Below are 4,376 nucleotides of genomic sequence, written 5' to 3'. Positions count from 1 at the left end.
AATACGAGGAGCAGGTCAAAAATGAGCGACCGAGCAAAGGAACGCACAGTGGCCCTGAGGCAGAATTCCAGGATTTCCCGTCAGGACCGGGTACGTGGCTGCCTGCTCGGCGGGGCACTGGGGGACGCACTCGGGGCCGGCATCGAGTTCCTGTCGTTGGACGAGATCCGGCGCGCCCACGGGCCGGCCGGGGTGCGCGGCCTGACGGCGGCCTACGGCGTACACGCGCCGATCACCGACGACACGCAGATGACGCTGTTCACCGCCGAAGGGCTCATCCGGGCGTCGGTCCGCGGCCGCTCCAAGGGGATCTGCCATCACCCGACGGTGGTGTGGCGGGCATACCAGCGCTGGCTGGCCACCCAGGAGCGCCCCGGGCCACCATCCGACACGGACAGTGACGGCTGGCTGGCCGGTCAGCCGCTGCTGTACGCGCGGCGCGCCCCCGGCAACGCGTGCCTGTCCGGGCTGCGGATGCCGCGGATGGGAACGCCCGCACGCCCCGCGAACCCGGACAGCAAGGGATGCGGCGCGGTCATGCGTTCGGCGCCGTTCGGGCTGCTGCCGACCGGGCCGGAAGCCGCGTGGGAACTCGCCGCCGAATGCGCTGTGCTCACCCACGGTCATCCGGCTGGCTATCTTGCGGCGGCGGCGTTCGCCTGGATCATCAATGTGGTGGCCGACGGCCACACCCCTGTCGAAGCGGTGGAGTCGGCCCTCGGCCGACTCGCCTCCGAACGGGCCGGTGGGAAGGTTGCCGCCGCCCTGCGCGCCGCGCTGACGGCGGCCGCCGACGGCACACCGACCACCCCGGAGCGGGTGGAATCCCTCGGCGCCGGCTGGGTGGCCGAGGAGGCGCTGGCCATCGCCGTCCACTGCGCCGTGGCGGCGTCGGCGGATCCGTGGACGGCGCTGCTCGCCGCGGTGAACCACTCCGGGGACAGCGACTCCACCGGCGCGATCTGCGGGAACATCGTCGGCACCATGCTCGGCGAGGACGCCCTGCCCGCGGACCGGCTCACCGAACTCGAAGGCCACACCCTCGTCCGCCAGATCGCCGACGATTTCGTCCTGGAGACGTCCGGCGCCCCCGAGATCTCCGACAGCAGAGGAGAGGCGACCCCGGCCTGGTTCGACCGCTACCCGGGTGCCTAGCCTCAGGCTTTCGTGCGCAAGGAACGGCCGCACCCCGGCGTCCAGCTGCGCTTCACCGACATCGACGGGCATCGCTTCACTGCCTTTGCCACGAACAGCCACCGCGGCCAGCTCGCCACCCTCGAGCTGCGGCATCGCCGCCGTGCCCGCTGCGAGGACCGCATCCGCGGAGCGAAGGACACCGGCCTGACCAACCTCCCGCTGCACGACTTCGCCCAAAACGAGGTGTGGTGCGCGGTGGTAGCCCTGGCCGGCGCGCTGATCGCCTGGAGCCGGCTGCTCGCGTTCACCGGCCTCGACGCCCGCCGGTGGGAAGTGAAACGGCTACGCCACCGGCTGTTCTCGCTTGCGGGCCGGCTCGCACGCCACGCCCGCACCGCCGTCGTGCACCTCGCCGCGCACCACCCCTGGGCGCCGCTCGCCGCCGAAGCGATCAGCCGGCTGCGCGCCCCGCCCGCCCCGGATAGCCCGGACACGGACGTCCCTGCCCCACCAACCCCGAAAGACCCGCCCCGGACGTGGACCAGGCGCCCACCCCACGCGACAGCGGGGCAACCGGCCACCACCCAAACCGGCCGAAGAGCACAACTCAAGATCGAAGAGGCTGGGAACCCAGCCCGCGATCAACCACGGCCGATCCATGAAAGATCGAGGTTGGGGGTCGAGTAGACCGACACGATCTCGCCGCGAGCAGCCTCGTTGGCTTACGAGATGATCGCCGGTAGGACGTGGCTGCTTCTGGCCCCCGCGTCATACCGGCCGCTGTCGGGCGCGGGCCGGGTCCTCCACCGCCGTCCCGCGTCGTCCAACGCCACCCCGTCCGGTCTTCGTGGACGCACAGGCGGGGTGATGGCACCCGGCGAGCAGTCAGCGTTCCTTTGCTTGCCCAGCCTCAGGCGACCTGAACGATCTTGACTGCTCCGTTGGCGACGTGAAGGTCAAAGGTCAGACCGGTGGCCTTGCTGAGCTTCGCCAGCGTTTCGAGCCGTGGCTGCGTCTCGGCGATCTCCAAGCGCGCGACAGCGGGCTGCTTGAGGCCAACCTGCTCGGCGAGGGCCCGCTGCGTGAGACCGTGTTCGACCCGGTATGCGATCACCTGGTTGGCGACCTTCCGGGAGAACGCCAGGGCGTCCCACTCCTCGCGGAACTCCGGGTCCTGGCGGTGCTCTTCGATGACCTGGTCAAGAGTCTTGAGCTCCGACAGCTTCATCAGTCCTCCTTCAGGTCGTTGAGCCGTTCCACGGCCACGGCGACTGCCCGCTTGTACTTCCGCTTGTCGTGGTGTCCGATGGCGCCAACGACGACGAGTCTTGCCCCCATCCGCCGGTAGAAAGCCCGCCACGGGCTGTCGCCACCTCGGGGACGTAGCTCCCACAGGTGGTCGGCGTCCACGACGGCACTGGTGTGTGGGAACGGTAGATCCGTGCCGCGTTCTCGCAGCTTGTCGAGGGCGTTGTCGATCGCCGCGCGCTCGTTGGCAGGGAGCTTGGCCAACTCGTCGGCTGCATCGGGGTGGACCACGACGTCCCAGGGCATGCAATCATGATAACGACCACGTTATTACCGTTGCCCCGGGGCCTCAACCCCTGCTGGCACGGTCAGTGTCGTGAGGCCGCCCACGCGCCCGCCTGGCCGCGTAGGGCGGACGTGGTCGTCACGCGGGTCGCATCCGACGATCCGCCGGTGCCGGGCGAGGTTCCCGACGCAGATCGACGATCACCTGTCTGCGGGGGCGAGGCCCGCCAGCAAGATCGTCTGCTCGACAGTGATCGGACGGCAAGCGGAAAACCGGGTCATCTACCTGCCCATTCGGCCAAGCTCCGACCACTCCATGCTGATAGCTGCAGCCAATTTACCCAGGTCAAAGGCTAGATGTGGAGCGTGGTGGACCCTGTGCGCCAGCATCCGAATCTTTCGATCTTGGTTGCTGGCGCTGAAATCGCTGTCCGGCCGCTCGCTACCCGGCCTAATGACCAGACCCGCCCGGTGATCTCGATCCGGCATCGACCGGCCCGCTCTGGCCCCCACCGGCTCTGACCAGGTATGGCCGGACCGGGCTTCGACTCGGCTCTGATCCGTCTTGATACACCTCTGGCTCTGTTCCAAGACCCGATCCGGCCTTATGCTGCCTGCTTCTTCCGTAGTCGTCCGACTTGTCCGAGCTACTACCAGAGACCGACGGCCTCGTCCGGACGCGACGATCTCCTCTGGTCGCACGGCGGCGATATGCTCGGCCGGTCAGCACGTCCCACCATCCAGGGCAAGCGTGTTCCATTAGACGGGACGGCTTGGCCCGGAAGGTGGGACGATCAGGGGGCGGTAGCTCAGTCGGTCAGAGCAGCGGACTCATAATCCGTCGGTCGTGGGTTCGAGTCCCACCCGCCCCACCCCCGTGACCTGCGCCTTTGCTTCGGTGGCTGCCACTGCGGGGCCCCCGCAACCGGTGGGTGTGCACCCTGGTGTGCACGACCCTTCCGCGGAACTGCCGCGGCGCGCCGCTCCGCAGCTTCCGCAGCCCGGGCCGGAGTCACCTTCGTGTACGTCGTCGCCGTGATGTTGATGTTGCTGTGGCCGAGTCGTTCGGACACTTCCTTCAAGGTCTCTCCCGACTCCAGACCGATGGTCGCGCTGGAATGCCGCAAGTTCTTCAGCGGAATCGCGGGCAGGTCCACATGCCGTGACAGCGTCTCGAACCGGGACGACACCGTGTTCGGATGCCACGCCGTGCCGTCCGCCTGCGTGAACACCAACCCCGTCTCCGCCCAGCCCGGACCCATGGTGAGTTTCTGCTCGGCCTGCCGTCGGTGCCAGCGGCGCAGTGCCGCCGCCGTCTCCTTGTCGAGGGCACCGGCCCGAGCCGACTGCCGGGTCTTCGGCTTCGACGGGCGTGCCTTCCCACCCACGGTGACGATCGTCGTTCCCGGTTTCGACGGGATCGTGACCGTGCCGCTGGCAAGGTCGATGTACTCCCAGCGGAGTCCGACCAGTTCACCGCGGCGTAGGCCGAGGCAGGCCATCACGGCGAACGCCACGGCCAACGGATCGTTCCGGCTTTCGCAGTAGTCGAGGAACTGGCCGAGTTGGGCCCCGGACCAGGCGAGCACTTCAGGGTTGGGCGGCAGCGCCAGTTCCACGTCACTGGCCGGGTTGAATTTGATCAACCGGCGTTTCCGGAGCACTGACAGAAGGGCACGTGCGGTCCGGTGGATGCTGTGCAGCGT

At 68.6% G+C, this 4,376-nt stretch carries 3 protein-coding genes, 1 tRNA gene and 2 pseudogenes; 3 read left to right on the top strand and 3 right to left on the bottom strand.

Features of this window, described 5'->3' with window-relative positions:
* Positions 1-21: 21 nt before the first annotated feature.
* Together NBX02_RS17780 and NBX02_RS17775 are read left to right on the top strand one after the other, a co-directional pair.
* A complete protein-coding gene (locus NBX02_RS17780) occupies positions 22-1,155 on the top strand; it encodes an ADP-ribosylglycohydrolase family protein (protein WP_250292291.1) in 1,134 nt (377 codons plus the stop codon).
* Between the two features lie 3 nt (positions 1,156-1,158).
* A pseudogene (locus tag NBX02_RS17775) lies at positions 1,159-1,617 on the top strand (transposase); the annotation flags it as partial.
* Between the two features lie 430 nt (positions 1,618-2,047).
* Here the strand turns inward: NBX02_RS17775 and NBX02_RS17770 are convergent.
* Together NBX02_RS17770 and NBX02_RS17765 are read right to left on the bottom strand one after the other, a co-directional pair.
* On the bottom strand, positions 2,048-2,365 hold the full coding sequence (locus NBX02_RS17770; RefSeq protein WP_250284042.1) for a helix-turn-helix transcriptional regulator: 318 nt from the start codon (positions 2,363-2,365) through the stop codon (positions 2,048-2,050).
* Positions 2,365-2,691 carry a type II toxin-antitoxin system RelE/ParE family toxin gene (locus NBX02_RS17765; protein ID WP_250284040.1) on the bottom strand — a complete coding sequence of 109 codons (327 nt, stop codon included), beginning with the start codon at positions 2,689-2,691 and terminating at the stop codon, positions 2,365-2,367. Before NBX02_RS17765 ends, NBX02_RS17770 begins: the two co-directional genes overlap by 1 nt.
* Before the next feature lie 777 nt (positions 2,692-3,468).
* On the opposite strand from NBX02_RS17765, the gene NBX02_RS17760 reads away from it, so the two are divergent.
* A tRNA-Ile gene (locus NBX02_RS17760) sits at positions 3,469-3,542 on the top strand.
* Between the two features lie 147 nt (positions 3,543-3,689).
* Here NBX02_RS17760 and NBX02_RS23370 read toward each other — a convergent pair.
* Positions 3,690-4,259 (bottom strand): annotated as a pseudogene (locus NBX02_RS23370) (site-specific integrase); the annotation flags it as partial.
* Positions 4,260-4,376 lie beyond the last annotated feature (117 nt).

The sequence above is a fragment of the Protofrankia sp. CiP1_Cm_nod1 genome, assembly GCF_920888515.1.
GTDB lineage: Bacteria > Actinomycetota > Actinomycetes > Frankiales > Frankiaceae > Protofrankia.
The sequence above is the reverse complement of the archived record's forward strand: the minus strand, read 5'-3'. Positions and strand labels throughout refer to the sequence as shown.